This window comes from Bacillus rugosus (assembly GCF_023238245.1).
Lineage (GTDB): Bacteria > Bacillota > Bacilli > Bacillales > Bacillaceae > Bacillus > Bacillus rugosus.
Map to the genome: position 1 here is coordinate 1,055,045 of NZ_CP096590.1, position 24,553 is coordinate 1,079,597.

Consider the following 24,553-nt stretch of genomic DNA (forward strand, 5'->3'; position numbering starts at 1 on the left):
GAAATATAAAAACGCTGTTTCGTTATCTTGCCTTATTTGATGTAAAGCATTCATTTTTCAGAAAAATCTTTACCTCTTTGCCCTTGCATGATATGTTTGTTTAAATAAAAAAACTGCGGATGACCGCAGCTTTCCACGTATATTCTTTATCACACATTCTTCCATAAGTAAGTTGACCCCGAGAGGTTCTCATTTATTTCCTTTATGTTGAAAAACCTCCCATAAAACATGACAAAAGCACTCGTTTTTTGTCACCTTTGAAACGAAAATGAAATATTTAATACCCTTAAAAACTTTTTTTAAGAACGAATAATTAAGAAATTTGTCGCATGAAGTCAAGACTATTTCTGTTGGGAATCTATCCTTATAATAGAAAACAATAAGATTAATTAAAAAAAAGAGATACATATATAGATATAAAATTTGGGGAGGAAAATATGAAAAAGCAAATCATTACAGCGACGACAGCAGTTGTTTTAGGATCGACATTATTTGCAGGAGCGGCATCTGCACAAAGCATCAAGGTGAAAAAAGGCGACACGCTATGGGATCTTTCAAGAAAATATGACACTACGATCAGTAAAATTAAATCAGAAAACAACCTTCGTTCAGACATCATTTATGTAGGGCAGACTTTATCGATTAACGGCAAATCTACAAGTTCAAAAAGCAGCAGTTCTTCATCTTCTTCTACATACACAGTAAAGAGCGGGGACAGCCTTTGGAAAATTTCTAAAAAATACGGCATGACAGTCAATGAACTGAAAAAACTGAATGGCTTAAAATCAGACTTACTTCGTATCGGACAAGTTCTGAAACTGAAAGGTTCAACAAGTTCAAGCAGCTCTAGTTCATCAAGCGTATCAACATCTTCAGGTTCAACTTCAACTTATAAAGTGAAACGCGGGGATAGTCTGTCTAAAATCGCAAATCAATACGGCACTACAGTTAGCAAATTAAAAAGCTTAAACGGCTTAAAATCAGATGTAATCTACGTCAACCAAGTGTTGAAAGTAAAAGGAACAAGCACAAGCTCAAGCTCAAAAAATGTTTCTTCCGGCTCTTCTTCATCTTCAAGCAGCAAAGCATCATCTGCTACATCACTTAATGTGAGCAAGCTGGTTTCTGATGCAAAAGCGTTAATCGGAACGCCATACAAATGGGGCGGAACGACAACTTCCGGCTTTGACTGCAGCGGATTCATCTGGTACGTGCTGAATAAACAAACAAGTGTGGGCAGAACAAGCACTGCGGGATACTGGAGTTCTATGAAGAGCATTTCCAACCCGTCTGTCGGAGATTTTGTCTTCTTCACAACATATAAATCCGGCCCTTCTCATATGGGAATTTATATCGGAAACAACAGTTTCGTTCATGCAGGGTCTGACGGCGTACAAATCAGCAGCCTGGACAACAGCTACTGGAAGCCTCGTTACCTCGGTGCGAAAAGATTCTAATTTTAATAGGAAACCCGTTCATTGGAACGGGTTTTTTTCATTAGACGAAGCACATTCGTTTTGGTTGCTCCTAAAAATGAAAATGTGATAGAAAATCCAAAAATTTTTTTTCTTTCTTATTTTCATAAAGGGCAATTGCGTAAGCGCCGGCATAGGGCAGCTGCACTGATTGATAAGGGATTCTGATCATCTGTTTTTCTGCCAATTCACGCTTTACTGTGGATAAGGGCAGAAATGAAACGCCGAGTCCTTCCTTGATAAACCGTTTCGTTATATGTGTTTGTGTGACTTTCATTGTTCTCACAAATGGAAATGTCACTCTGACTTGATGGAGCAAGTCGTCCCAGTAATCAGGGTGATTGTGGGTCAAAAGCAGGTACTGCTCAAGCACCTCTTTGGCATCAATTTCTTTGTCATCTATGAAACGCTGATCGGGCGGAGCAACAAGGACAACAGGATCTTGATATAAACAGTGGCAGGTTAAAGAGGAAGACTGCACCTTTAAACAGCTCAGGCCGATATCTGCTTCGCCGGCTTTAATCAGTGACGCGATTTCTGCGGATTCGAAAATCGTAACTGCCATTTCTGTTTCCGTATTCATCGCTGTGTACCGCTTCATGACAGAAGGGAGCACAGTATCTGCGATAAGCGGAGAAACCGCGAGCTGTAAGGTTTGAGAGTAGCCTTGTCTCACTCTGTGAAGCTCTGCCATGCTGTTTTCGTAATCATCAAGAAGCCGGAGCGCATACGGCAAATAAGCTCTGCCTTCATCAGTCAGCTGGATCTGCCTTCCTTTTCGCTCGAACAGCTTGCAGCTGATTTCTTTTTCTAATTGCTTGATATGTACGGTCACAGTGGGTTGAGATAAAAAAAGCGTTTCCGCTGTTTTTCGGAAGTTTTCATATTTCGCAGCGGTCACAAAGGTGTGAAGCCATTTGAAGTCCATTTCTATTCTCCCTCTGATTAATATTTTTAATTAATTCCCTTTAAAATATTCATTATTTTTTAAATATTATATTTACTATAATAACAGAAAAGGATAGGGGGAATACAAATGGTACATTACGGATTAAAGGGAATTACATGTGTGGAAACATCTATCAGCCATATTGATGGCGAAAAAGGCCGTCTGATTTACCGAGGCCATCATGCAAAAGACATTGCTTTGAATCACAGCTTTGAAGAAGCCGCTTATTTGATTTTATTTGGAAAACTGCCGACATCTGAAGAATTGCAGACATTTGAAGATAAGCTGGCTGCGGAGCGGCATCTGCCGGAACACATCGAGCGCTTGATTCAGTCACTGCCAAACAACATGGACGACATGTCGGTGCTGAGAACGGTTGTATCCGCATTGGGAGAAAATGCGTACACATTCCATCCTAAAACAGAAGAAGCGATTCGGCTGATTGCAATCACGCCTTCCATCATAGCGTACAGAAAACGATGGACGCGCGGTGAACAATCAATTGCGCCATCTTCCCAGTACGGACATGTCGAAAACTACTATTATATGCTCACAGGTGAACAGCCTTCAGAGGCAAAAAAGAAAGCGCTTGAAACATATATGATTCTGGCCATGGAGCACGGCATGAACGCATCCACTTTTTCGGCACGGGTCACATTATCTACAGAGAGTGATTTAGTATCTGCCGTCACTGCTGCTCTCGGCACGATGAAAGGCCCGCTGCACGGAGGCGCTCCTTCTGCGGTGACAAAAATGCTTGAAGACATTGGAGAAAAAGAAAATGCTGAAGCATATCTGAAAGAAAAACTCGAAAAAGGAGAGCGCCTGATGGGATTCGGCCATAGGGTGTACAAGACGAAGGACCCGCGGGCAGAAGCTTTGCGACAGAAAGCAGAAGAGGTGGCCGGCAATGACCGCGACCTTGATCTTGCGCTGCATGTAGAAGCAGAAGCGATTCGTTTGCTTGAAATCTACAAACCGGGACGCAAGCTGTATACAAATGTTGAATTTTATGCGGCGGCTGTCATGAAGGCGATCGATTTTGATGATGAATTGTTTACACCGACCTTTTCAGCAAGCAGAATGGTAGGATGGTGCGCCCATGTGCTCGAACAGGCAGAAAACAACATGATTTTCCGTCCATCGGCGAAATATACAGGCGTCATTCCTGAAGAAGTTCTTTCATAACATATCTTGCCGTTTATTTGCTTCTATGGCGTGGTAACGTTCAGTATCAACCACATGTCTAGGACTGATGAATATGAACCCAATGGACAGACAAACAGAAGGGCAAGCGCCGCAGCATCAGGACAGACAGCCGGGCATTGAGTCAGAAATGAATCCGCTGCCTCTGTCAGAGGACGAGGATTATCAAGGAAGCGGAAAGCTGAAAGGAAAAGTCGCCATCATTACCGGGGGCGACAGCGGAATAGGGAGAGCAGCCGCTATTGCGTTTGCTAAAGAAGGGGCTGATGTCTCCATTCTCTACTTAGACGAGCATTCGGACGCTGAGGAAACGCGTAAACGGATCGAAAAGGAACATGTCCGCTGCCTGCTTATCCCGGGAGATGTCGGGGACGAGAACCATTGTGAACAAGCTGTACAGCAAACAGTAGACCATTTTGGCAAACTTGATATCTTGGTGAACAACGCTGCTGAACAACATCCGCAGGACAGCATTCTCAACATTTCAACAGAACAGCTTGAAAAAACATTTCGCACAAACATTTTTTCCATGTTTCATATGACGAAGAAAGCTTTGCCTCACTTGAAAGAGGGGAGTGCAATTATTAATACGACTTCCATTACCGCTTATGAAGGGGATACGGCGTTAATTGATTACTCCAGCACAAAAGGTGCAATTGTCTCCTTTACGAGGTCCATGGCGATGTCGCTTGCGGATAAAGGCATCAGAGTGAATGCGGTGGCGCCTGGCCCGATTTGGACACCTCTTATTCCGGCGACATTCCCTGAGGAAAAAGTGAAACAGCACGGTTTGGATACCCCAATGGGAAGACCGGGACAGCCGGTTGAGCATGCAGGCGCTTATGTCCTGCTGGCGTCTGACGAATCTTCTTATATGACAGGGCAGACCATTCATGTGAATGGCGGCCGTTTTATTTCAACATAATCAACGAGAAACCAGCCTGATGGCTGGTTTTTTTACGATGAGAAATTTAAAAATAAAAAATTTGTCGATTTTTCTAACAATTTTGTTTTCATTTTTGTGATTTTATATATAATATTGAGTAGGAGAAAGGAATGATTCACGACCGGTACAAATAGAGTAGAAAAAAAGAAAAATGCCCATTATCGTTCATGAATTCAGAAAATTCAAATAAAATATATAAAAATAGAGAATTAGTCTAGGAGTTGAAGGGGAATGAAAGGGAGCGTATTTAGGAAGAAAAGCATTCAGGATTTAATCGCTGCGACGAGCGGTGAAAAATCTTTAAAAAGAGAATTAGGGGCATTCGATTTAACATTGCTTGGAATCGGAGCTATTATTGGCACAGGGATTTTTGTGCTGACGGGAACAGGTGCAGTCACGGCCGGTCCCGGCCTGACCGTTTCATTTGTTGTGGCGGCGCTGGCTTGTCTATTCGCCGCCCTGTCTTACGCAGAATTTGCTTCAAGCGTGCCTGTTTCAGGTTCGGTGTATACATTCACATATGCGACATTGGGAGAGCTTATGGCCTTTATTATCGGGTGGGATTTAATTTTAGAATACATGCTGGCGGTAAGTGCAGTGTCAGTCGGCTGGTCTGGTTATTTCCAATCATTTTTATCAGGGCTTGGCATTCATCTTCCGGTTGCTTTAACAGCGGCACCGGGCGCGGTGAAAGGCACCTTTACCATTTTTAATCTGCCTGCATTCGTGATTGTAATGGCGATAACGTTTTTGCTTTATTTAGGAATTAAAGAATCAAAAAGAGTCAACAACATCATGGTTATCTTGAAAGTGCTGGTCGTTCTGCTGTTTATCGCAGTGGCAGCCGTTTACGTGAAGCCGCATAACTGGCAGCCGTTTATGCCGATGGGCTTTGGCGGCGTATTCAGTGCAGCGGCGCTCGTATTCTTTGCTTTTATCGGATTTGACGCTGTATCCTCTGCAGCGGAAGAGACGAAAAATCCTGCGAAGGATCTGCCTAAAGGCATTATATTCTCTTTATTGGTTTGCACGATTTTATATGTCACCGTATCAGCGATCATGACAGGGGTTATCCCATTTGCTCAGTTTGCGGGTGTGGATCATCCGGTTTCTCTCGTTCTTCAAAGCGCAGGGCAAAATTGGGTGGCAGGCATTATTGATATTGGCGCTGTTTTAGGGATGACGACAGTTATGCTCGTGATGCTTTATGGACAGACACGCGTCATGTTTGCCATGTCACGTGACGGTCTTGTGCCGGGCTCACTTTCTAAGGTACATCCAAAGCACAAAACACCATATGTGGCCACTTGGTTTTTCGGAACAATGTCGGCGCTTCTCGGCTCGCTTGTTCCGCTGGATGAACTTGCAAAACTGGTAAACATCGGGACGCTTTCAGCGTTTGTGCTGATTTCTGTGGCAGTTATCGTTTTGAGAAAGAAACAGCCGGATCTTCCGAGAGCTTTTAAATGTCCGGGGGTTCCAGTGATCCCCGGCCTGGCGATTCTGTTCTGCCTGTTCCTTATTTTAAATCTTGGATGGGTGACGATTGTCCGCTTCTTAGTGTGGCTGTTAATCGGCTTGGCAATCTATTTCCTGTATTCAAGAAAGCATTCAAAATTAAATCAATAATCTTTCAATAAAGAGAGCGGTGATTCAGACCGCTCTCTTTTATATTCTTGATCATGAATATATAGAAATGAAGACAAAAATAAGAGATAATATAGGCTGGAAAGGAAGTGACGTTTATTGTCTGAGCAAAAACCAGTCCAATGGGCTTCGAAAATCGGTTTCGTCATGGCAGCCGCCGGCTCTGCCATCGGCTTGGGCGCGATTTGGAAATTCCCTTATGTAGCGGGGACTAATGGAGGAGGAGCCTTTTTTCTTATCTTTGTGTTATTTACCATCCTCTTAGGCTATCCGCTTTTAGTGGGGGAATTTATTTTTGGAAGACGGAACCAGACGAATGCCATTGATGCATATAAAAAAGAAGCGCCGCGAACAGCTTGGTTTCTAACAGGGTGGGTCGGCGTAGCAGCATGTTTCTTAGTACTCTCGTTTTACAGTGTAATCGGAGGATGGATTTTGCTGTATATCGTGAAGACAGCATCTGGTTCACTGTCCGGACTTTCTCAAGCACAGTATGGCACCCTTTTTGCTTCTATTATCCAAAATCCGGTGCAGACGATCGCGGCTCAGTTTGTTTTTATGGTGCTGACTGTCTTGGTAGTGGCCAGAGGGGTTCAAAAAGGGATTGAACGGGTCAGTGCGGTGATCATGCCGATTTTGTTTATATTGTTTATTCTTCTCGTTCTTCGGTCTCTCACACTTAATGGTGCGATGGAAGGCGTGAAATTTTTGCTTGTGCCTCATTTCGGCGATCTGACTCCAGAATCGATATTATTCGCGCTGGGACAGGCCTTCTTTACGTTAACACTGGGTGTTTCGGTAATGGTGACTTACAGCTCTTACTTGCCGAAAACACAAAATGTCCCTCGTTCGGCAGCCTCCATTGTCGTGATGAATATCATTGTGACACTCTTGGCGGGCTTGGCCATTTTTCCGGCGGTTTTTTCATTCGGCTTTCAGCCAAATGAAGGTCCAACACTGCTGTTTACAGTGCTTCCGGCCGTTTTTGAACAGCTTCCGTTCGGCACGTTATTTTTTATCGGCTTTCTCGTTGCGTTTTTATTTGCAGCCTTAACCTCAGCGTTTTCGATGGTTGAAATTATTGTCGCCACAATCGGAAAAGGGAACGAAAAGAAGAGAAAAAAACTGTCATGGACGAGCGGGCTTTTAATCTTCTTGGTCGGAATCCCTTGCTGCTTGTCTTATGGCGTATTGAGCGATGTGCACATATTTGGTAAAACGTTTTTTGATATTGCTGATTTTACCGTCAGCAATGTTTTGATGCCATTAGGCGCTCTGTTAATTTCTCTTTTTATCCCGCTCAAAATTTCGAAGCGCGAGCTCTGGGAGGAAATGAGAAACGGATCAAATGCAGGTAAAGCATTCTTTTACACTTGGTTTTATTTGCTTCGTTTTATCGTGCCATTAGCCATTATTATTGTATTCTTAAATTTAATCGGGATTTTATCATTTTAAAAAAACAGGCTCCGTTTCCGGAGCCTGTTTTCTTATTTAATTAGACGATATCAACTTAGCCCATGCTGTTTTCAGTTTTTGGATACCAAGCCTGATGTCCTCTTCTGACAAACCGCCATAACCGATTAAGACAGAAACAAATGGCGGCTGTCCTTTATATGAGGGGGATACGGGATAGATGGTTACGCCGTTGTCGGCGGCAGCTTTAATCGCTTCTTCTTCACTTACTGAAAACAAAAGCCGCAGCAGGATGTGAAGCCCGGAGTTTTTACCGAGAATCTCAACGGTGTTTCCTAGTTCAGAGCGTATGGCCTCTAACAGGACAGCATGTTTTTTTCGGTATAAGGCTCTCATTCTATTTACGTGCTTTTGCCACTCTCCGCTTTCGATGAAGTCTGCCAGTGCCATTTGCGAGTGGGAAGAGACGGTTTGCTTCATTAACTGAGCGTTTTTTCTGACCGGTTCCACGAGTGCAGGGGGGAGGATCATGTAGCTGAGCCGCAAGGAAGGCAGTAGTGACTTTGAAAAAGTGCCCAGGTATATGACTCTGCCATTCGGATCAAGACCCTGCAAAGACGGAATGGGCTGGCCGCTGTAGCGAAATTCTCCATCGTAATCATCCTCTATAATGAACGAGTTTGCTTCTTTCGCCCACGCCAGCAGCTCCTGTCTGCGGGTTATCGTCATAATGGTCCCGAGCGGAAACTGATGCGAAGGAGTCGTATACACCAGATACGGATTTTGGCGTTTAAGCTCACCCGGCAGGACGCCTTCTTTATCAGAACAAATCGGAATGACATTCATGCGATTTGCTTCAAACATCCTTCTCGACCGGTGAAAACCCGGTTCTTCAAAACCGATTTTTGTTCCTGGCACAAGCGTAAGGCAAAGAATCTGCAGAAGCACGGTAGTTCCTGCGCCGATGATGATCTGCTCTGGCTCGCAATGTACTCCTCGTGACAGCCTGACAAAACGGGCAATCATCTGCCTGAGTTCAGGTTCTCCTTGTGGATCGCCAGAGGTATGGAACGATCCGGAATAGCGATCCAGACTTTTTGCCATACTTTTTCTCCAGGCGTTAAAGGGAAAGAGGTCATGATCAACATTGCCCTGATGAAAGTCAATAGCAGGTGTGTTCTTTACATGTAAGACCTTTTGCATAGACTGCTGAAAATGGTCAGGAGCTGTCGGGAAGTCTGCTTCTACTTCCGCCGCGTACCAGCCGATTTTTGGCTTGCTTTTGACATAGCCTTCAGCAGTTAATTGCTCGTAAGCACGTTCGATTGTTGCCGTACTGACACCGAGCAAGCCGGAGAGCCTGCGCTTTGACGGAAGTTTTGTTCCCTTCGGTATTCGCGCATGTGAAATTTCTTGTTTGAAAAAGGTATAAAGCTGCTCATACAGCGGTGTTTTGCTTTTTTTATCAAGAAAAGGCGTGATATCCATCTCATATCTCCTTTGTATCTGGCATGGTCAATTTTTCTGATATTGGCTATTTGGTGAATGCCATTTATTCGCTATGATCATTGTAACGAATGGAAAGGGGATTGAGAAGATGATTCATATGAAACAATTAACCACGAAAGAAGAATGGGCCGAGTCGTATCCGATAATGAGTGAATTGAGAACAGAACTGAATGAAGAGACGTATTTACAAAGACTTGAAGCCTGCGTGCAGAAAGAATCGTATATGCTGTTTGCCTTATATGAGGGTACAACAATCAGGGCGCTATGCGGCGCGCTGCCGAGGGTTTCCATTCATAAAGGGGAGCACTTATGGATTGCGGATCTTGTGACAACCGCGCCTTGCCGATCAAAGGGATACGGCAAAATGCTTTTGGATTATGCCACAGACTGGGCGAAAAAAGCCGGATTAAGCTTTGTCAGTCTTTCATCTGGCCTTCAGCGTAAAGACGCTCACCGATTTTATACAGACAAAATGGGTTTTACTATAGAAAGCTACTTGTTTCGAAAGCCGATGCAATGAAAAAAGACGCCTCTTCAGGCGTCTTTCTTTTAAAAGCCAAACTGTAAATTGGTATCAACAGATACAATGGTATACACACAAATGATCACAAAGAGATTCAGGATGACGCCGAGCAAGCCAGGACCTGTCCGCCCTCTCTTGATGAAGAGTTCAATAATGCCAAACGGAACGGCAGCCATGGCGAACGGAAGCATTTGATAGGAATAAAATGTGACGTTGCTGATAATCGCCAAATTCAGCAAGAGCAGGGACAGAATCGCTGTCCCGACAGAGATCCAGCCGAATACATTGTGTTCTTTAAAAATTCTTACCAGTTCCATAATTCCACCTCGCCGACATTCGCTGATTTTACAGATTTGTTTTTCAGCATGCGCTGGATTTCCTTGGTCGGCCCTGTAACGACCGAACCGTATACATTGACACCGTTTTTCTCTACATAATCCAATCGATTATCCACATTCAGGTCTTTTCGTTTTGAAATGACCTGCGCCCATTTTTCGTGCTTGGACATGAATTTCAGGGCGTTGATAAACTGATCGCCATTTGACTTGCCTTTTGAATTAAGTGCAGCCAAGAACTTTGAATCCTTCCCAGGATAGCCAAGAGGTTCTGTGTACACTGTCTTATTTGTATTTTTCTCTGTTTCAATTGCATTCCACAAAAAGCTCACATCGTAGCCTTTGAACTTGTTATACACCTCTTTTGTCGGGTATGCACGGTCATATGAAAGATAGACCTCGGATACCGTTCCTTCAGGCAATGTCTTTAACGTTTTTTCCGCTTTTGCGGTTGTTTGTTCTGACGCATTTGATGGGTGTGTAAAGTAATGGCCTGTTTTGTTCACTTCTAAGTCATAGTAGTTAACGGCCGGCGCTTTCACTTTATCATAAAACATTTCAACCCGTTCATTCCCTACGGCAGCCGTCTTCGTGCCGATCTGCTTTTGCAGCGGGAATTCCGTATTCATGCCAAACAGCTTCACTTGGCTTTTCAGTCCGGATGTATCAACAAGAACATTCGGCATGGTCAGGGCCACAGTGACTGCGGCGGTTTCCATAAGCTCATTGCCGGTGCTGTGTTTTCCTCCCATTCCGTAATAGAGGTAGCTACCCAGCGTACAGAGCGGCAAAATCATTAATGTCGAAATGACGGCAAGCACAGAAATTCGCAAATAAGACTTGCGTTTTCCGTAGGCTAAAATCGCTTTTTGTTTTTCAGGACTAATGCTGACATCCCAATCGTTGTTGTCCTCTAGCTCGCTGTCAATCAGTTCCTGATACACTTCGAGCTTCTCAAGTTCTTCCTCAAATGCTGTCATTTCCTGGTCGCTCATTTCCCCATTTTTATATTGATCAAAACGCTTTTTAAATTCTTCATTCATCATTAACACCTCTATTATAAAGTGCTTTCAGCCGCTGTCTGGCGCGAAATAAAACACTTTTAAAATTCGCCTCTGAAATATTCATAATATGGGATGCTTCTTTGTAATTTAACTCTTTTAAATAATATAGCGTTAAGGCCTCCCGATAATTATCGGGGAGCTCGGACATATAACCAGTCAGCACTTCCTTTATCTCTACCTGATGGGCAGGGCTCTGAACAGCATTTTGAAAGAGGCTTCCGATTAAGTCATCAGAAATGGTGACTTCTTTCTTATGCTTTCTGACGTAATCAATGAAGGCGTTTCGCGCCACTTGAAAAAGCCAGGGTTTTACTTTGCTGTGATCATAGGAGTGAATGTGTATGTATGCCCGCATAAAGGTTTCCTGCAGCAAGTCTTCGGCAAGATGCTTGTCTTTTGTCATGGAGAGCAGGAACCTGTAAACATCATTCATGTACATTTGGTAAATTTCATCGATCGTCACTGCCTTTTCTCCCCTCTATCTTATACACGCATAAGAAAGGTTTAAAGTTGCACATTACGTGCAAACGGCTTTTTTATACCTAATCAAACACCATTCCTATATAGTAACCAAAAATGGCCGCAAAAGATAGTACCGAGAAATGTTTAACATTTTTGCCAGCGGGGAAAAGATAGTGAAAAAGTGAAGGAGTGGCACAATGGAAAATACCCGTATAGCAGATACAGGAATCAAAGCCTCCAGAATCGGCCTCGGTACATGGGCGATTGGCGGAACGATGTGGGGAGGCACTGACGAAAAAACATCCATCAAAACAATCCGCGCCGCTCTTGATCAGGGGATCACACTGATTGACACCGCGCCGGCTTACGGCTTCGGACAGTCCGAGGAAATCGTCGGCAAGGCGATCAAGGAGCACGGCAAAAGAGATCAGGTGATTCTCGCAACGAAAACGGCTCTGGACTGGAAGAACAACCAGCTGTTCCGCCATGCGAACAGAGCGAGAATCATAGAGGAAGTCGAGAATTCTTTGAAGCGGCTTCAAACGGATTATATTGATCTTTATCAGGTGCATTGGCCTGATCCGCTTGTGCCAATTGAAGAAACGGCGGAAGTAATGAAGGAATTGTATGATGCGGGGAAAATCCGGGCGATTGGCGTCAGTAATTTTTCAGTTGAGCAAATGGATACATTTCGCGCTGCCGCACCGCTTCATACGATACAGCCTCCATATAATCTGTTTGAAAGAGAAATCGAAGAGGATGTTCTTCCTTATGCGAAAGACAAACAGATCACAACGTTATTATACGGCAGTTTATGCAGAGGGCTGTTAACAGGAAAAATGACCGAAGCGTATACATTTGAGGGCGACGATCTGCGAAATCACGATCCGAAATTCCAAAAGCCCCGCTTTAAAGAGTATCTTTCCGCTGTCAAACAATTGGATGAACTGGCGGAAACACGTTATGGTAAATCAGTAATTCATTTGGCTGTCAGATGGATATTAGATCAGCCTGGAGCAGATATCGCTCTTTGGGGAGCAAGAAAGACTGAGCAGGTTGAAGCGGTATCAGAGATTACAGATTGGACGCTGAGCAGTGAAGATCATAAAGACATCAATACCATATTAGAAAATACGATATCAGACACGGTCGGACCGGAGTTTATGGCACCGCCGACAAGAGAGGAAGTATAACAAAAGCTGAGGGCACATCCTCAGCTTTTTGTCGTTTTAACCAGAGAAATCATAAAAATTAGTACCAGGTAATAAAAAATGTTGTTATAATAAGTAACAGTAAGAATCATTGATTACGACAAAGGAAGTGCGATATGTATAAGTTTTGTGCAAATGCTTTAAAAGTTATTCTTTCTCTTCGCGGAGGAGTGAAGGTGTATAACAAAGAAAACCTTCCGGCCGATTCAGGTTTTGTCATCGCGTGTACACACTCCGGCTGGGTTGATGTGATCACACTCGGAGTCGGGATTCTTCCTTATCAAATACACTACATGGCGAAAAAAGAGCTTTTTCAAAATAAATGGATCGGTTCATTTCTGCAAAAAATTCATGCCTTTCCGGTAGATCGGGAAAATCCCGGGCCAAGCAGTATTAAAACACCGATTAAGCTGCTGAAAGAAGGAGAGATCGTCGGTATCTTCCCAAGCGGAACAAGAACCTCTGAGGACGTGCCTTTAAAAAGAGGCGCGGTGACGATTGCGCAAATGGGGAAAGCTCCGCTCGTTCCCGCTGCTTATAAAGGGCCTTCAAGCGGAAAGGAATTGTTCAAAAAAGGAAAAATGAAGCTAATTATCGGTGAGCCACTTCAGCAGGCTGATTTTGCCCACCTGCCGTCAAAAGAAAGACTTGCAGCAATGACAGAGGCTTTGAATAACAGCATTAAAGAGCTTGAAAAGAAGCTTGAGCAGCTATAAACCATCAGTATTTCTACTCACTGATTTTCCGATTGTTTATAAGTTCCTCGGCAATTAGCTATACTAATTGAGGAATTGACTATTGGGAAAGGTTACGGAAAATGAAAAAAATTATCGTGGTAGGAGCTGGAATTCTGGGAGCGTCAACTGCATATCAGTTAGCCAAAATGGGGGCCGAGGTCCTTGTTATAGATCGGAAGGATAAGGGACAGGCCACCTATGCGGCGAAGGGCATTATTTGTCCATGGCTGTCACCCAGGCAAAATCAGGCGTGGTACAGAATGGCAAAGGCAGGAGCACACTTTTACCCCAGTTTCATAGAGGAGCTTAGAAAAGAAGGCGAGAAAGAAACGGGTTATGCTCCTGTTGGTGCTCTTAGTATCCATCAGGAGAAAGAAAAGATAGAGAATATTGAAAAACGGGTGCAGGAACGTAAACAAGATGCCCCGGAAATCGGTGAGATTTCCTTTCTTTCTGAAATAAAAACAGCGGGTATGTTTCCGCTATTGGATAAACGGTACCATTCCATTCATATAAGCGGTGCTGCCCGAGTGGATGGCGAAGTGCTGAGAGATGCATTAGTGCGTTCTGCTCAAAGAATGGGCGCCGTTTTTTTAACAGGCGACGCCAAAATTCAATATCATTCAAAACGAGTGACAGGCGTAACCGTCGGTGATGAACGTTATACTGCTGATGAGGTGATTGTTTGTGCTGGTGTATGGGCAGGCCAATTGCTGGAGCCTTTAGGCATTCGCTTCAAAGTAAGCGTGCAAAAAGCGCAAATCGTATATGTACAGGTTCCGGCCGCAAACGATATGTACAGCTGGCCGGCTGTGATGCCGCCTTCTAAGGAATATCTGTTAGCTTATGCTGACAAGAGAATAGCCATCGGAGCAACTCGTGAAGATGACATAGAAGGACATGATGTACGGATAACGGCCGGCGGGCTGCAGGAATTGTTGAACAAAGGTTTAGAAATGGCTCCTGGTTTAGCAAACAGCACCTTTCAAGAAGCAAGAGTCGGTTTACGTCCCTTTACACCAGGGGATGTGCCGGTAATCGGACCCCTTCCCGGCTGGGACGGGATCATAGCAGCAAATGGCCTTGGATCGTCAGGTTTGACAATGGGCCCCTATATGGGGCTGCAGCTGGCAAAGCTGGCTCTCAAAATGGATGTAGACATCAATTTAGATGATTATGATATAAAAAAAGCAGCAGAAGTTCATTGAACATCTGCTGCTTTTTTGTTTTATATTTTGGATAATGAAAGCTGATCCTCTGGCAGTGCTTTAAGTGAGCCGTCATTGTTTAATACAGAACGCCATGTATAACGCGGTTCATAACCAAGTATCTTTTTCGCTTTATCGATTGCCATCAGCGTTTCATATCCTTTTATATCTCTTTTTAAAGAGACATCCGGGAAAAACCGCTTAACCAAATCTTCACTCGGTTCTTTCATGATGGTGTCCGGCGCAGTAATATGGAAGACATCGTTTCCGAGATTATTTTTTTCGACTGCAAGCAGGCAAGCGTGTGCAGCATCTCTGACATCACAATACGCCCATGCATTTTTCTTTTGAATATCTTTTTGCTGCTCGTTCCAGTGCATCCCGGGTATTTTTTCGTACTCATCGGGCTCATATATATTCGCAAAACGAAGAGTGACGATTTGTGTTTTGGTTAGCTTTGAATACATATCTGAGAGAATTTCAGTCAGCCGTTTTGCCATGGCATACGATGATTTCACGATCGTCGGGTGCTCCTCGTCTACAGGAAGGTAGCTGAGCTCTTTCGGGACAAACGGATATCCCAGCACCGTCTCACTTGAAGCCCATACCAGCTTAGGGATTTTAAAATCTTTACAGGCTTCCAGGACATTAAAATTGACAAGCATATTATTTTCAAATATCGCCTGAGAGGTATTCCTGACATCGGTCGGAATATTCCCGAGGTGAACCACAGCATCACAGCCCATAATAAGCTGACATACCTGGCCATAATCCCGCAAATCTGCTTGAATAAATTTTTTCGATGCTGATTCCTCTCTTAATAATCGATCTGACGCTGTTACATCATGGCCGGCCTCCAGTATTGTTCTTACGGCCCACCGTCCTATTTTGCCTGCTGCTCCAGTTACCACTACTTTCATGATGTCACTCCTTTTTCTCGCTTTTAAAATGAGATCCAGTCCCCTGATTAGAATTCCCGAGGATTAGCGTTTTATTAGCAGCAGTTTTCATAGGAGGAGAATAGGGAGGTTAAAATAAAACATAATAAAAAGACACCTCAGTAAAAGGTGTCTTTTTATATTATGCTTCTCTTGGTTCCCCAGCTTCGACCAGCTCTTCTGCCGCAAGCTTTTTGACTTCAATATAAGCGACGTGGTGGCCGTCGATTTCATTGATGATAAATTCGCAGCCTTCTTCGATGATAGAATCGTCTTTTTCAACATCGTATTTTTGGGTAAGGAACCAGCCGCCGATCGTATCGACTTCTTCGTTCTCTAAATGAATGCCGAGCAGATCGTTTACTTGGTCGATCAACACTTTTCCGTCAAGAATATAATGGCCTTCGCCGATTTTGCGGATTTCGTTAATTTCATCAATATCAAATTCATCGCGGATTTCGCCGACGATTTCTTCGATAATGTCTTCAACCGTCACGAGCCCGGCAGTCCCGCCGTATTCATCAGACAGGATGGCCATGTGGACCCGTTCTTTTTGCATTTTGACAAGCAGATCTTGGATCGGCGCAGATTCAATGACATGAATGATCGGGTTGACGAATTGAGAAATGGTAGAATCAACAGATACCTCGCCGCTGATGCAGGCGGTCAGCACTTCTTTAATATTAATAACCCCGATAATGTTATCCTTATCGCCCTCTTCTACAGGGTAGCGGGTATATTTTTCAATCTGAATGATGTCCATCATTTCAGAAATCTTGATATCATGCGGAAGGCTGACAATTTCGGTCCGCGGAATCATAATTTCTTTCGCGAGCCTGTCGTCAAATTCAAAGATTTTATTCACATATTTAAACTCTGACTGGTTAATTTCACCGCTTTTATAGCTTTCAGACAGAATGATTCGCAGCTCTTCTTCAGAGTGAGCGAGTTCGTTTTCTGAAACGGTCTCCAGGCCAAATGCTTTTGTCAATAACCGTGCGGAATTGTTCAAAAGCCAAATGAACGGGAACATAATGCGGTAAAACCAAATCAGCGGTTTCGCAAACAGCATAGACACTGATTCCGCCTTTTGGATAGCGACTGTCTTAGGTGCAAGTTCTCCGACAACAACGTGCAGGAACGTAATAATGGCATACGCAAAAATAAACGATATGACATGTGAAAGGGAACCTGGAACGTTCAATTGTACGAAAAGCGGGTGAAGCAGCCCTTCAATCGTTGATTCACCTAAAACCCCTAATCCGATGGAAGTCAATGTAATTCCGAGCTGACACGCAGATAAATATTCATCAAGATGCGTGGTCACTTTTTTTACGGCTATTGCTGCTTTATTTCCTTCCGCGATCAGCTGATCAATCCGTGAGCCTCTGATTCTGATAATGGCAAACTCAGATGCCACGAAAAATGCCGTCAGGGCGATTAAAACAGCGACAAAAATCAAATTCACTATGTCCAATTAGAACCTTCATTCTAGCAATGAGAATGAAGGTAACACCTCCTGTTAGATAAAATGGTTTTAACTTAACAGCAGCATAAATGATTGGAACACGGCGAGCTTTTCGGGCGGGAGCTTGCTTTTCAGCCTGTCTCGCTCCTCGGGCTTCAGCCGTTCAAACCGATGCAAGATTCCGGAGATGTTTTGATTCATATGATCAATTTCTAATGCCAGATTTCCAATTTCATCATCAAGTTTAGCTGAAGAGGGAAACTGGTTCTCCAGTCGATCTTTAATATCGGACAGGGCCAATCGCTGCTTCTTACAATCTACAATAAATATAAGCCGTTTGAGTGCAATTTCGTCGTAGTAACGGTAATTCGAACAGGATCTGGCCGGCGTAAGCAGACCGAGATTCGTATAATAATCAACTGTTCGTTTCGTTACTCCGGCAAGTGCCGCTAGTTCACTGATGCGATAAGTCTCAGCCCCATCTATATCCCTCCCAACCATCACGTTATAGTTATGAGAATAGTTTAATATATGAACGGTGTCTTGCACAAGTTTATTGTTTTTTCCAGACGGTAACTGGAAGTAGTGGAATTCCTCATCTCATTGAAGTAACATAGAAAGATAGAATTTTCAAACTTTTATATGCAGAAGGGACAGATGAGATTGGCTGGGTTATCCCGGGAAATTGAAGAAAACTTAAAAAAAGGATCATGGATTCGCAAGCTGTTTGATGAAGGCGCAAGGCTGAAGAAAGAGTTCGGGGATGACCAGGTATTTGATTTTTCACTCGGCAACCCGATTGTCGAACCGCCTGAAGCTTTTAAGAGAGCGTTAATAGAGGAAGCTGAAAAAGGCAATCACGGATACATACAAAACCAAGGTCTTCCGGCGGCGAGAGAAAAAGTCGCGCAATTTCTGGCGTCCCGTTTTGAAGCGGAGTTCTCGGCGGAACGCGTCGTCATGACGGTGGGTGCGGGCGGCGCATTGAATGTCGCGCTAAAAAGTATCGTAAACCCGGGAGAAGAGGTCATTATTCTCGCACCTTATTTTGCCGAGTATAAATTGTATATTGAGAACTACGGGGGGAAGGCTGTCAGCTGCCCGTTGACGTCCCGGTTTGAGATCGATATTGAAGCGGTAAGGCAATCGATCACTCCAAAGACGAAAGGGCTGATCCTCAATACACCTCATAACCCGACAGGTACCGTTCTCAGCCAGAAAAATATAGATGATTTAGGCGCTTTATTAAATGAAATAGAAGAGAAGAGCGGCCAGACGATTTATGTTCTGTTTGATGAACCATACAGTCAATTAATCTATGATGAAGAGCTGGCAAATCCGTTTCAATCGTATCATCGTGTGATTTTGGCGAGCTCATTCAGTAAGGATCTCGGCATAGCCGGGGAGCGGCTCGGGTATATCGGTTTGGACAGCAAGATGCCGGATGCCGGTCTTTTGATCAACGCTTTTGTGTATTGTAATCGAACGCTTGGATTTGTGAATGCGCCTGTCATGATGCAGCGGGCTGTGGCAAGAATGGATGATGTAAGAGTAGACGCAAGCGCTTATAAAGAGCGCAGGGATTTAATGGTCAGCATTTTAAAGGAAGCCGGTTTTGAATTTGAAATGCCGAAGGGCGGCTTCTTCGTTTTTCCGAAATCGCCAATTGAAGATGAAGTCGCATTTTGCGTGCATGCCGCCCAAAAGTACAAATTATTAATTGTGCCGAGCAGCGGTTTTGGAATGAAAGGGCACTTCCGTTTATCCTTCAGCGTGCCGATCGAGCAGATTAAAAACTCACGGGATATTTTCGTATCCTTATATAGAGATTTTGCTTAGGAAAGCAAAGAAAAAGAAAATGGCTTTGAATGCTGTTTTCTTTTTTTATATTCACAAACCCTCCCTCTTCCAATCCAATCAGGCAACAGAAATGACAGGCCGTGCTTGCAATTAAGGCTTGCTCCATGCTAAAAGTCTAAAAATTAAAAATCATTTTTGGAATGAGTTGTGTTACAATAAAATATACAATTTATAATCACTTTGACTTGGAGGTGGTATGATGGGGCCCACTGCTTAGGCAACAATACACCGCGTACCTCAATGTTAAGGAAAAATGATTATATCAGGAGGTGACTCCTTATCCTTTCATGAAGGGGATAAGGTTAAATGGACGATATTGACAGTCTGATTTTAATTGGTGTGCTCATTGCTTTAACCGCGTTTTTCGTTGCAAGCGAGTTTGCGATTGTTAGAGTAAGGAGATCCAGAATTGATCAGCTTATAACGGAAGGAAACAAACGGGCAATACTCGCAAAGCGTGTCATTACAGATTTGGATGAATATTTATCCGCATCCCAGCTGGGCATTACATTGACATCAATCGGGCTCGGCGTGTTGGGGGAGCCGGCATTTGAACGGCTGCTGCATCCATTGTTTGAACCGCTCGATCTGCCGGAATCGGTTTCTCATGCGATCTCATTTGCGGTCGCGTACGGCTTGATTACATTCCTGCACGTTGTTGTAGGTGAGCTGGCCCCGAAAACGGTCGCAATTCAAAAGGCTGAACAGCTGACTTTGCTGATAGCGGGTCCTTTGCGTTTATTCTATTTGCTCCTGTTTCCGTTTATTTGGATCCTCAATGGATCGGCGCGGCTTTTATGCGGGATGTTCGGTTTAAAGCCTGCGTCAGAACATGATGGTTCCCATTCTGAGGAAGAACTCAGAATGCTGTTGTCTGAGAGTTTAAAAAACGGAGAGATTAATCCGTCTGAATATAAATATGTGAATAAAATTTTCGAATTTGATAATCGGATCGCTAAAGAAATTATGATACCGCGGAAGGAAATGGCCGCTGTGTCAACAGAGATGACGATGGCCGAGATGCTAGAAGTCATGCTGAAGGAAAAATATACGCGCTGGCCTGTCACAGACGGGGACAAAGACAGTGTCATCGGATTGGTTAATACGAAGCATTTGTTTTCTGATTTGCTGTTTATGACAGAAGAGGAACGAATGAAGATGACAATCCACCCGTATGTGCGGCCCGTAATCGAAGTGATTGAAACCATCCCGGTTCATGATTTGCTGATTAAAATGCAGCGCGAACGCATTCATATGGCCATATTGTCTGATGAATACGGAGGAACCTCGGGACTTGTGACGACAGAGGATATTCTTGAGGAAATTGTCGGCGAGATCAGAGATGAATTTGATGAAGATGAACAGCCGGTGATCCAAAAGCTTGGCGACCGCCATTATGTGATGGATGGAAAGGTTCGGATCGATCAGGTGAACAGCCTTCTTGGTGCATCGATTCAAGAGGACGTCGATACGATCGGCGGGCTGATATTAAAAGAAAACATCGATATTGAGGCTGGTGAATCCATCCGTATCGGTTCGTATACGATAAAGGTGCTGAAGATGGACGGCCGATTAATTAAACAAATCGATATAAAAGAAGAAGCTGGCAGCACAACCGGGATTACGGCGCACCACACGCTGCCGATGCCCGAGCCTGTGATGCTGAACAGTGCAACCTTGAGCGAGAAATAAGCTCAAGGTTTTTTTACGTTGTGATTGTCCAGCCGCACCAAAATGCCAAAAGCGACCCGCAAAGCGTCAGAGCGATGTACAGGATGCTTTCCATTACGCGTTTGGCCAGCAGGAGCTGTACACTTTCAACGCTGAAAGTGGAAAAGGTCGTAAAGGCGCCAAAAAATCCCGTGCCGATGATGAGGGAGGCCGAAGCATTTGTAACGTGAAACCCTGTAAATATTCCAAGCCCGAGAGCTCCGAGAATATTGACTGTTACTATGCCGATGGGCAGGATGAAACCTTTGGCTTTGGCGGTTATGACATTGCCAAGCCAGAAGCGCAGGATCGCGCCAAGCCCGCCCGCTATGAAGATACCCGCTAGTGTCATTTTTCCTGCAGCCCCTTTCTTTGCCGAATGCTTACTATGCGCCGGCCCGCCAGAACACCAATCAGTGCAAGAGCGATTCCTGATATCAATGAGACTGCCATATACAAAACAGCCAGTGAAGATTGTGATTGCAAAAGCAGCACCGTTTCTTTAGAAAACGTGGACATTGTCGTGAAGCCGCCGCAAAAGCCGGTGCCTAAAAAAGCCGACAGCAGAGGCCGTTTTGCCCTGACCATAAAAAAACCGGTCAGAATGCCTAATAGAAGGCTTCCAGCCGCATTTTCCAGCAAGGTTGCTGCCGGAAACTGATCGGTGTGTATCCACATGTTTAATCCGTATCGGAGGCAGGCGCCAAGCGCGCCTCCGATAAAAACCGCGCTATATATTTTCATGTTTGCCATCCTTTTTGATGAAATCCGGGTAGTCTGTTACGATGCCGTCCACACCCATGGCTTGTAATTTTGCTGCTACCTTTGGATTCTTGACAGTCCATGCAAATACTTTTAAGCCATTTTTATGGGCGGAAGCGATCATCAGCCGATTGAGTCGTGTGTATTTTATATTGACATAGTTTGCGATAGATTGGCAGGCCTTCAGCTGATTTCTGGACAGCATGCCAAAGTTCGGCCTTGTAATGACTGCTGTCGGAATCGATGGATAAAGCTTGCGGAACCTCTGGACGGAGCGGAATTGAAAGGATTGGACAATATTGTTGATAGAAAAAGAAAATTGCCCTAACAGCTGTCCCACTTCTTCTTCAATTCCGACTTGAGATGGATGGCCTTTTAATTCAATTAAAAGGCCGATTTTTTTGTGGTAGCGTTTGAGCACCGCTTCTAAGGTTGGAATACGCTCTCCCTTAAAATTGGGGCCGTACCAGCTTCCTGCATCGAGCTTCTGCAATTCCTCCAGTGTAAATTCCTTAACAAAACCCGAGCCGTTTGTTGTTCGGTCAACCCTGTCATCGTGTATCACAACAATCTGCCTGTCTTTTGTAAGCTGGACATCCAGTTCGATCATATCTGCATTCATTTTCGCCGCAAGGTCAAATGCGGCAAACGTATTTTCCGGAGCGTAACCTGATGCTCCTCGATGGGCAATGGTGTACAAGCTAAGTCAGCTCCTCATATGGGCATTTCTGTTATTGTATCAAATCCATATATGCGCGGCGATACAAACTGGTGAATTTTTTCTGCCATCTCGGAATGGTCCGGGCTGATGAGTGCGTATAACTAAAAAAAGACACTCAGCGTTTCAGAACATATTTCGGCAGGAAATTAGGTCTTTCGACATATTCACAAAACATTCTGTTACTTTATAATAGCAAAAAAGGAGGCGAGATCATGGGAAAAGGGAGAATCAGAGTGGAGGAAAGAATTAAAGCCGAAACGGATGCTGAAATGCAAAAAGCAACTCTCCTTGATCAGACACAAACGAAAAAAAGTAAGTGACTGTCCCTAGTGTATCTGGCTGAATAGATGAATTGAGAAATGGCCCCGGCGTTCGCCGGGGTTTTGTGCTGCAAAAAGACATTTAGAAGAGCATCTTTACGAATCTTTTAGTATAATAAACATTCGATTTAAATAGAAGGGAGACTGTCATGCCAGATTATCTGCAGCAATATTTTACGCTTGATAAAATCATACAAATCGGCATCAGCTTGGCGATTTTGCTGGTGTTTCTTATACTGAGAAAACTGTTTACAAGATATTTCTTTCAGTTGCTTTTTAATTTAACGAATCGGCGGAAAACAGAAATTTTCAAACAGGTCGTTCTTGCGTTTGAAAAGCCGGCCAGGTGGTTTTTTGTTGCCTTAGGGCTGTTTTTAGCAATCCGGTATTCACCGTTTTTAGACGAACAAATGCCGATCATCAGCAAAATATACCGATCACTGATTGTTGCGCTCTTGTGCTGGGGGCTTTGTAATTTGACCGCAGCGTCGTCATTTATCTTCCATAAGGTGAATCAGCGCTTCGAACTGGACATGGATGACATTCTGGCGCCGTTTTTATCCAAATTGCTCCGTTTTGTCATCATTGCGCTCAGTGTCAGTGTGATCGCTCAGGAATTTAATTATGATGTCAACGGATTTGTGGCGGGCCTAGGTCTTGGCGGACTGGCTTTTGCGCTTGCAGCGAAGGATACCATCAGCAACTTCTTCGGCGGCATCATTATTATTACTGAAAAGCCGTTTACCATCGGTGACTGGGTGGAGACGTCGACAGTAACCGGATCAGTAGAAGATATAACCTTCAGGAGCACGAGATTCAGAACAGCACAGGGGGCGCTTGTAACGGTGCCTAACTCTACGCTGTCGATGGAAGCAATCACGAACTGGACGAGAATGACCAAACGCCAGATCACGTTTTCCATCCATGTATCCTACGCTACGCCGATTGAGAACCTTGAACGCTCCATTCGTTCTCTCAGAACCATGCTTTTGGAACATGAGGGCGTTGATAATGAAACGATCATGGTCAACTTTGATACGTTTGCCGACAGCTACTACAATTTATTTTTCAACTTCTATACAAAAACAACGATTTGGGCTGAAAATCTTGATGTTAGAGAGGATATCAACTATAAAATTATTGAAATTCTAGCCGCAGAAGGTGTTGAGTTTGCATACCCCGGCCAAATGGTTTTTGTTAAGCAAAAGCACCAAAACGATCCGTTCCAAGTCAATTTAAATAAAGAGGAAAAGGAACGAGCTTAAAAAGGGAAAGACTCCGTCTACAGAGGCGGAGTTTTTTTCGTGGTAAAATAATAGAAAAAAGGCGGTGTTGAGTTGGAAGCATTCAGAAATATTCTAAATGAAGCGCAGCGAATTGTCGTGCTGACCGGAGCTGGGATGAGCACAGAATCAGGGATTCCCGACTTTCGTTCAGCCGGGGGCATTTGGACGGAGGATGCCTCAAGAATGGAAGCGATGAGTCTTGATTACTTTTTAAACCATCCGCGTCTGTTTTGGCCTAAATTCAAAGAATTGTTCCAGATGAAGATGAGTGGCAGCTTTGAACCGAATGAAGGGCACTTGCTTTTAGCTGAGCTGGAGAAGCAAGGGAAGCAAGTCGATATTTTCACGCAAAACATTGACGGCCTTCATAAAAAAGCCGGGAACAGGCATGTGTATGAACTGCATGGCTCTATCCAGACAGCAGCTTGTCCGGCATGCGGCGTCCGATATGAGCTCCCTCATTTGCTGGAGAGAGAGGTGCCGGAGTGCACGGCGGTCGGAAAAGATGATGATATTTGCGGAACGGTATTAAAAACCGATGTTGTTCTCTTTGGTGATGCCGTCCTGCACTTTGACACCCTTTATGAAAAGTTAGATCAAGCAGATCTTTTATTGGTCATCGGCACGTCTCTCGAAGTTGCTCCGGCGAGATTTGTGCCTGAGGACGCAAGCCGGATTCCCGGCATGAAGAAAGTCATCATTAACCTCGAGCCGACGTATTGTGACAGCTTGTTTGACATGGTCATCCATCAAAAAATTGGAGAGTTTGCCCGAAGTTTGGACATAAAAAAGTGAGGCCACCC

Annotated in this window: 25 protein-coding genes; 14 read left to right on the plus strand and 11 right to left on the minus strand. The window is 44.1% G+C overall.

Translation table 11 applies throughout. The annotated features are described in order from the left end of the window. Nucleotides 1-437: 437 nt before the first annotated feature. A complete protein-coding gene (lytE, locus tag M0696_RS05320) occupies nt 438-1,457 on the plus strand; it encodes a peptidoglycan endopeptidase LytE (RefSeq protein ID WP_166853791.1) in 1,020 nt (339 codons plus the stop codon). Nucleotides 1,458-1,527: 70 nt separating this feature from the next. Here lytE and citR read toward each other — a convergent pair whose 3' ends face one another. After that, on the minus strand, nt 1,528-2,403 hold the full coding sequence (gene citR, locus M0696_RS05325; RefSeq protein ID WP_222142502.1) for a transcriptional regulator CitR: 876 nt from the start codon (nt 2,401-2,403) through the stop codon (nt 1,528-1,530). A 108-nt stretch (nt 2,404-2,511) separates the two neighbouring features. Here citR and citA point away from each other — a divergent pair, with 108 nt between their 5' ends. From citA to M0696_RS05345, 4 genes are all read left to right on the plus strand, one after another. Further along, nucleotides 2,512-3,612, plus strand: coding sequence for a citrate synthase/methylcitrate synthase (gene citA / locus M0696_RS05330; protein WP_222142503.1), 1,101 nt, complete (start codon nt 2,512-2,514; stop codon nt 3,610-3,612). 73 nt (nt 3,613-3,685) lie between these two features. Further along, nucleotides 3,686-4,555, plus strand: a complete 870-nt coding sequence (locus M0696_RS05335; protein WP_222142504.1) for an SDR family oxidoreductase — start codon at nt 3,686-3,688, stop codon at nt 4,553-4,555. A gap of 252 nt (nt 4,556-4,807) precedes the next feature. Further along, a complete protein-coding gene (gene bcaP / locus M0696_RS05340) occupies nt 4,808-6,205 on the plus strand; it encodes a branched-chain amino acid transporter BcaP (protein WP_166853787.1) in 1,398 nt (465 codons plus the stop codon). A 117-nt stretch (nt 6,206-6,322) separates the two neighbouring features. After that, on the plus strand, nt 6,323-7,678 hold the full coding sequence (locus M0696_RS05345) for a sodium-dependent transporter (protein ID WP_222142505.1): 1,356 nt from the start codon (nt 6,323-6,325) through the stop codon (nt 7,676-7,678). 36 nt (nt 7,679-7,714) lie between these two features. Here M0696_RS05345 and pdxR read toward each other — a convergent pair whose 3' ends face one another. Further along, the gene (gene pdxR / locus M0696_RS05350) at nt 7,715-9,124 is read right to left on the minus strand and encodes a MocR-like pyridoxine biosynthesis transcription factor PdxR (protein ID WP_166853785.1); all 1,410 of its coding nucleotides are present in this window, start codon (nt 9,122-9,124) and stop codon (nt 7,715-7,717) included. Nucleotides 9,125-9,233: 109 nt separating this feature from the next. On the opposite strand from pdxR, the gene M0696_RS05355 reads away from it, so the two are divergent. After that, nucleotides 9,234-9,665, plus strand: a complete 432-nt coding sequence (locus M0696_RS05355) for a GNAT family N-acetyltransferase (protein WP_166853784.1) — start codon at nt 9,234-9,236, stop codon at nt 9,663-9,665. A gap of 29 nt (nt 9,666-9,694) precedes the next feature. On the opposite strand, the gene M0696_RS05360 is transcribed toward M0696_RS05355, so the two are convergent. From M0696_RS05360 to sigM, 3 genes are read right to left on the minus strand one after another with little or no spacing between them, the layout of a single operon-like run. Beyond that, complete coding sequence (locus M0696_RS05360; RefSeq protein ID WP_166853783.1) at nt 9,695-9,985, minus strand: anti-sigma factor; 291 nt, start codon at nt 9,983-9,985, stop codon at nt 9,695-9,697. Beyond that, a complete protein-coding gene (locus tag M0696_RS05365) occupies nt 9,973-11,049 on the minus strand; it encodes an anti-sigma factor (RefSeq protein ID WP_166853782.1) in 1,077 nt (358 codons plus the stop codon). Before M0696_RS05365 ends, M0696_RS05360 begins: the two co-directional genes overlap by 13 nt. Continuing rightward, nucleotides 11,039-11,530 (minus strand): RNA polymerase sigma factor SigM, encoded by a 492-nt coding sequence (gene sigM, locus M0696_RS05370; RefSeq protein ID WP_003224177.1) that lies wholly within the window; start codon nt 11,528-11,530, stop codon nt 11,039-11,041. The genes M0696_RS05365 and sigM overlap by 11 nt, the downstream gene beginning before the upstream one ends. 196 nt (nt 11,531-11,726) lie before the next feature. Here sigM and M0696_RS05375 point away from each other — a divergent pair, with 196 nt between their 5' ends. The 3 genes from M0696_RS05375 (at nt 11,727) to M0696_RS05385 (ending at nt 14,685) form a co-directional block, all read left to right on the plus strand. Then, complete coding sequence (locus tag M0696_RS05375; RefSeq protein WP_248602574.1) at nt 11,727-12,722, plus strand: aldo/keto reductase; 996 nt, start codon at nt 11,727-11,729, stop codon at nt 12,720-12,722. 134 nt (nt 12,723-12,856) lie between these two features. Then, nucleotides 12,857-13,456 carry a 1-acylglycerol-3-phosphate O-acyltransferase gene (locus tag M0696_RS05380; RefSeq protein WP_003224182.1) on the plus strand — a complete coding sequence of 200 codons (600 nt, stop codon included), beginning with the start codon at nt 12,857-12,859 and terminating at the stop codon, nt 13,454-13,456. Nucleotides 13,457-13,557: 101 nt separating this feature from the next. Next, nucleotides 13,558-14,685: an NAD(P)/FAD-dependent oxidoreductase gene (locus tag M0696_RS05385; RefSeq protein WP_248602575.1), complete on the plus strand. Its 1,128-nt coding sequence runs from the start codon at nt 13,558-13,560 to the stop codon at nt 14,683-14,685. A gap of 20 nt (nt 14,686-14,705) precedes the next feature. On the opposite strand, the gene M0696_RS05390 is transcribed toward M0696_RS05385, so the two are convergent. From M0696_RS05390 to cueR, 3 genes are all read right to left on the minus strand, one after another. Then, nucleotides 14,706-15,605 carry an NAD-dependent epimerase/dehydratase family protein gene (locus M0696_RS05390; protein WP_166853779.1) on the minus strand — a complete coding sequence of 300 codons (900 nt, stop codon included), beginning with the start codon at nt 15,603-15,605 and terminating at the stop codon, nt 14,706-14,708. Nucleotides 15,606-15,765: 160 nt separating this feature from the next. Continuing rightward, the gene (locus M0696_RS05395) at nt 15,766-17,100 is read right to left on the minus strand and encodes a hemolysin family protein (protein WP_166853778.1); all 1,335 of its coding nucleotides are present in this window, start codon (nt 17,098-17,100) and stop codon (nt 15,766-15,768) included. 60 nt (nt 17,101-17,160) lie between these two features. Continuing rightward, nucleotides 17,161-17,592 (minus strand): Cu(I)-responsive transcriptional regulator, encoded by a 432-nt coding sequence (cueR, locus tag M0696_RS05400; protein ID WP_166854697.1) that lies wholly within the window; start codon nt 17,590-17,592, stop codon nt 17,161-17,163. Between the two features lie 156 nt (nt 17,593-17,748). On the opposite strand from cueR, the gene M0696_RS05405 reads away from it, so the two are divergent. After that, nucleotides 17,749-18,930 (plus strand): pyridoxal phosphate-dependent aminotransferase, encoded by a 1,182-nt coding sequence (locus M0696_RS05405; protein WP_248602576.1) that lies wholly within the window; start codon nt 17,749-17,751, stop codon nt 18,928-18,930. Between the two features lie 327 nt (nt 18,931-19,257). Then, entirely contained in the window at nt 19,258-20,643 is a 1,386-nt protein-coding gene (locus M0696_RS05410; protein ID WP_222142510.1) for a hemolysin family protein, read from the plus strand. A gap of 13 nt (nt 20,644-20,656) precedes the next feature. Here the strand turns inward: M0696_RS05410 and crcB are convergent, their stop codons facing one another. Genes crcB through M0696_RS05425 form a run of 3 tightly spaced genes read right to left on the minus strand, consistent with a single transcriptional unit; the run spans nt 20,657 to nt 22,123 of the window. After that, nucleotides 20,657-21,013, minus strand: coding sequence for a fluoride efflux transporter CrcB (gene crcB / locus M0696_RS05415; RefSeq protein WP_166853775.1), 357 nt, complete (start codon nt 21,011-21,013; stop codon nt 20,657-20,659). Next, on the minus strand, nt 21,010-21,405 hold the full coding sequence (locus tag M0696_RS05420; protein ID WP_248602577.1) for a fluoride efflux transporter FluC: 396 nt from the start codon (nt 21,403-21,405) through the stop codon (nt 21,010-21,012). Before M0696_RS05420 ends, crcB begins: the two co-directional genes overlap by 4 nt. Then, entirely contained in the window at nt 21,392-22,123 is a 732-nt protein-coding gene (locus M0696_RS05425; protein ID WP_248602578.1) for a glycerophosphodiester phosphodiesterase, read from the minus strand. Before M0696_RS05425 ends, M0696_RS05420 begins: the two co-directional genes overlap by 14 nt. A 233-nt stretch (nt 22,124-22,356) precedes the next feature. On the opposite strand from M0696_RS05425, the gene M0696_RS05430 reads away from it, so the two are divergent. The 3 genes from M0696_RS05430 to M0696_RS05440 all read left to right on the plus strand — a co-directional run bounded on the left by M0696_RS05430 (nt 22,357) and on the right by M0696_RS05440 (nt 24,545). Further along, nucleotides 22,357-22,464 carry a YhdX family protein gene (locus M0696_RS05430; protein ID WP_003224203.1) on the plus strand — a complete coding sequence of 36 codons (108 nt, stop codon included), beginning with the start codon at nt 22,357-22,359 and terminating at the stop codon, nt 22,462-22,464. A 149-nt stretch (nt 22,465-22,613) separates the two neighbouring features. Further along, entirely contained in the window at nt 22,614-23,729 is a 1,116-nt protein-coding gene (gene mscY, locus M0696_RS05435) for a small-conductance mechanosensitive channel protein MscY (RefSeq protein ID WP_166853772.1), read from the plus strand. A 72-nt stretch (nt 23,730-23,801) separates the two neighbouring features. Next, complete coding sequence (locus M0696_RS05440; protein WP_222142514.1) at nt 23,802-24,545, plus strand: NAD-dependent protein deacylase; 744 nt, start codon at nt 23,802-23,804, stop codon at nt 24,543-24,545. Nucleotides 24,546-24,553 lie beyond the last annotated feature (8 nt).

What these genes read in the sequence shown, in the direction of transcription:
- M0696_RS05420 (WP_248602577.1), bottom strand. Translation starts at nt 21,405, where the DNA reads ATGAAAATATATAGCGCGGTTTTTATCGGAGGCGCGCTTGGCGCCTGC.
- M0696_RS05365 (WP_166853782.1), bottom strand. Translation starts at nt 11,049, where the DNA reads ATGATGAATGAAGAATTTAAAAAGCGTTTTGATCAATATAAAAATGGG.
- bcaP (WP_166853787.1), top strand. Translation starts at nt 4,808, where the DNA reads ATGAAAGGGAGCGTATTTAGGAAGAAAAGCATTCAGGATTTAATCGCT.
- M0696_RS05410 (WP_222142510.1), top strand. Translation starts at nt 19,258, where the DNA reads ATGGACGATATTGACAGTCTGATTTTAATTGGTGTGCTCATTGCTTTA.
- citR (WP_222142502.1), bottom strand. Translation starts at nt 2,403, where the DNA reads ATGGACTTCAAATGGCTTCACACCTTTGTGACCGCTGCGAAATATGAA.
- pdxR (WP_166853785.1), bottom strand. Translation starts at nt 9,124, where the DNA reads ATGGATATCACGCCTTTTCTTGATAAAAAAAGCAAAACACCGCTGTAT.
- M0696_RS05355 (WP_166853784.1), top strand. Translation starts at nt 9,234, where the DNA reads ATGATTCATATGAAACAATTAACCACGAAAGAAGAATGGGCCGAGTCG.
- crcB (WP_166853775.1), bottom strand. Translation starts at nt 21,013, where the DNA reads ATGACACTAGCGGGTATCTTCATAGCGGGCGGGCTTGGCGCGATCCTG.
- M0696_RS05335 (WP_222142504.1), top strand. Translation starts at nt 3,686, where the DNA reads ATGAACCCAATGGACAGACAAACAGAAGGGCAAGCGCCGCAGCATCAG.
- M0696_RS05360 (WP_166853783.1), bottom strand. Translation starts at nt 9,985, where the DNA reads ATGGAACTGGTAAGAATTTTTAAAGAACACAATGTATTCGGCTGGATC.
- M0696_RS05375 (WP_248602574.1), top strand. Translation starts at nt 11,727, where the DNA reads ATGGAAAATACCCGTATAGCAGATACAGGAATCAAAGCCTCCAGAATC.
- M0696_RS05385 (WP_248602575.1), top strand. Translation starts at nt 13,558, where the DNA reads ATGAAAAAAATTATCGTGGTAGGAGCTGGAATTCTGGGAGCGTCAACT.
- citA (WP_222142503.1), top strand. Translation starts at nt 2,512, where the DNA reads ATGGTACATTACGGATTAAAGGGAATTACATGTGTGGAAACATCTATC.
- M0696_RS05405 (WP_248602576.1), top strand. Translation starts at nt 17,749, where the DNA reads ATGAGATTGGCTGGGTTATCCCGGGAAATTGAAGAAAACTTAAAAAAA.
- lytE (WP_166853791.1), top strand. Translation starts at nt 438, where the DNA reads ATGAAAAAGCAAATCATTACAGCGACGACAGCAGTTGTTTTAGGATCG.
- M0696_RS05430 (WP_003224203.1), top strand. Translation starts at nt 22,357, where the DNA reads ATGGGAAAAGGGAGAATCAGAGTGGAGGAAAGAATTAAAGCCGAAACG.
- M0696_RS05380 (WP_003224182.1), top strand. Translation starts at nt 12,857, where the DNA reads ATGTATAAGTTTTGTGCAAATGCTTTAAAAGTTATTCTTTCTCTTCGC.
- M0696_RS05390 (WP_166853779.1), bottom strand. Translation starts at nt 15,605, where the DNA reads ATGAAAGTAGTGGTAACTGGAGCAGCAGGCAAAATAGGACGGTGGGCC.
- cueR (WP_166854697.1), bottom strand. Translation starts at nt 17,592, where the DNA reads ATGGTTGGGAGGGATATAGATGGGGCTGAGACTTATCGCATCAGTGAA.
- mscY (WP_166853772.1), top strand. Translation starts at nt 22,614, where the DNA reads ATGCCAGATTATCTGCAGCAATATTTTACGCTTGATAAAATCATACAA.